General features: G+C 44.9%; 2 protein-coding genes. Both read left to right on the top strand.

Annotation, left to right across the window (positions count from 1 at the left end):
- A partial coding sequence (gene nosZ / locus A3735_RS17205; protein WP_068638340.1) for a TAT-dependent nitrous-oxide reductase occupies window positions 1–1,317 on the top strand: 1,317 nt, incomplete at its 5' end.
- A 47-nt stretch (window positions 1,318–1,364) separates the two neighbouring features.
- On the top strand, window positions 1,365–2,567 hold a 1,203-nt coding region (locus tag A3735_RS17200), incomplete at its 3' end, for a nitrous oxide reductase family maturation protein NosD (protein WP_068638338.1).

Here is a 2,567-nt window from a genome sequence, read left to right as displayed (position 1 = left end):
AACGGTGAATATGAAATTCCATTACCGAATGACGGACGTGATTTGGATGACCCTAGTAAATATTTCTCCATGTTCAACGTCATTGACGCTGAGAAGATGGAAATGGCTTTCCAGGTCATTGTTGATGGCAACCTTGATAATACCGATGCCGACTACGACGGTCGTTTCGCTGCATCAACCTGCTATAACTCTGAAAACGGCGTAACGCTACCTGAAATGATTTCAGCTGAGCGTGACCATGTTGTTGTATTTGATATTCCAGCGCTTGAGAAAGCGGTTCAGAACGGTGACTTCAAGACAATCGGCGATTCCAAAGTACCTGTAATCAATGGCCGTAAAGGTTCCAAATATACTCGCTATATTCCGGTACCCAAGAGTCCTCATGGCTTGAACACTTCACCAAACGGTGAATACTTTGTGGCTAACGGTAAGCTTTCACCAACCGTTTCAGTGATTGCGATCAAGAAGCTGGCTTCACTATTTGATGATAAGATCAAACCTCGCGATACCATCGTTGCAGAGCCAGAGCTGGGCTTAGGGCCGCTTCATACAGCCTTTGACGGACGCGGTAATGCTTATACAACCGTCTTTATCGATAGTCAGGTGGTTAAGTGGAACGTGGAAGATGCGATCAAAGCTTATCAAGACAAGAAAGTTAATTACATTCGCCAAAAGCTGGATGTTCATTATCAGCCAGGTCACCTTCACACCACCATGGGTGAAACCCGTGATGCTGATGGCAAATACCTAGTCTGTCTCTGTAAGTTCTCTAAAGACCGATTCTTACCGACGGGCCCACTTCGTGCCGAAAATGATCAGTTAATCGATATCTCCGGCGATGAAATGAAGCTGATTCACGACGGCCCGACCTTTGCTGAGCCTCACGATTGTATGATCGTTCATCGAAGCAAAGTGAAGCCAAGCAAAATCTGGAAGCGTGATGACCCCTTCTTCGCTGAAACCGTTGCTCAAGCAAAGAAAGATGGTGTAAATCTTGAAATGGACAACAAGATTATTCGCAAGGGTAACAAAGTGACGGTTTATATGACCTCGGTTGCACCAAACTTTGGCCTGAACAAATTTACCGTTAAGCAAGGCGATGAAGTCACCATGGTGATCACTAACCTTGATATGGTAGAAGACGTAACTCATGGTTTCTGTATGGTCAACCATGGCGTCAGTATGGAAATTGGCCCTCAGCAAACCCAGTCAGTGACCTTTACCGCCGACAAGGTTGGCGTACAATGGTTCTACTGTCACTGGTTCTGCCATGCACTGCATATGGAAATGCGTGGCCGAATGTTAGTCGAAGCTTAAACCCTTTAAGCTTTAGCTAACTGCTAAAGGCGAAAAAGAAGTACAAGATGTCACAACCATCTCGAATACTGCTGGAAACACAGCAGAACAAACAGAAGCACAGTGCGTATATCCTTATGCTGTGCCTCTGTACCTGTCTGATAGTGGTGGCATCTCTTTTATCCTCTTCAGCCTATGCTCAAGAGATAAGGATTAATTCTCAGCTAGACCTACAAGCTGTTCTCGATAATGCCTCTCGAGGCGATACGATAGTCCTCTCTCCCGGTGTTTACGCCGGTAACTTTGTTATTCGACAGAGTCTCACTATTCAAGGTGAAAAGGGCGCTATCATCAACGCCCAAGGCATGCATGACGGGATTCGAATAAAAGCTCCACATGTCACCATTGAAAATCTGACAATAGAAAACTGGGGCGATGATTTAACGGCAATGAATGCCGGCATCTTTATTGAAAAATCGGCACAAAATACAACCATCAAGAATAACCTGCTTCATGGTGATACTAGCGGTATTTGGTTAGATAAATGCGATGGTGCAAAAATTATCAACAATAAAATAAGCGGTAACGAGCAGATGCGCTCAACCGACCGAGGCAATGGTATTCATCTATCCGTTGCGACCAATACCGAGGTTCGTGGCAACGAAATCTGGCATACCCGTGACGGAATTTACATTATTTCTAGCCAGAACAACCTGCTCACTGAAAACCATATGCACGACCTTCGCTACGGGGTTCATTACATGTACTCCCACAGCAATACCGTCACCAAAAACAAAGCGGTACGAACCCGTGCAGGCTATGCGCTCATGCAATCCAGAAGTCTCACTGTCAATCATAACCAGTCACTCGATAGTGAAGACTACGGCATCTTATTAAACTTTATTACCTATTCCACCTTAACTAACAACACGATTGATGGCGTGCGTCAAAGTGAGGCACGTCACGTTGAGGGTGCCGATGGTAAGGGCTTCTTTATTTATAACTCGCTGCACAACAAAATTCTAGACAATGACGTGAGTAATGCAGAAATCGGTATTCACCTGACAGCAGGTTCCGAGAACAATATTATTGCTAAAAACACCTTTATCAAAAACCAGACTCAAGTGAAATACGTCGCGACCCGCAAACAAGAATGGAGCCTCGACGCCCAAGGTAATTACTGGAGCGACTATTTAGGCTGGGATATGAACAATGATCAAATTGGCGATACCTACTTCGAACCCAATGACAGTATCGACAAGCTACTATGG

The sequence above is a fragment of the Oleiphilus sp. HI0061 genome (assembly GCF_001635675.1).
This window is presented reverse-complemented; position numbering and strand designations above follow the sequence as displayed.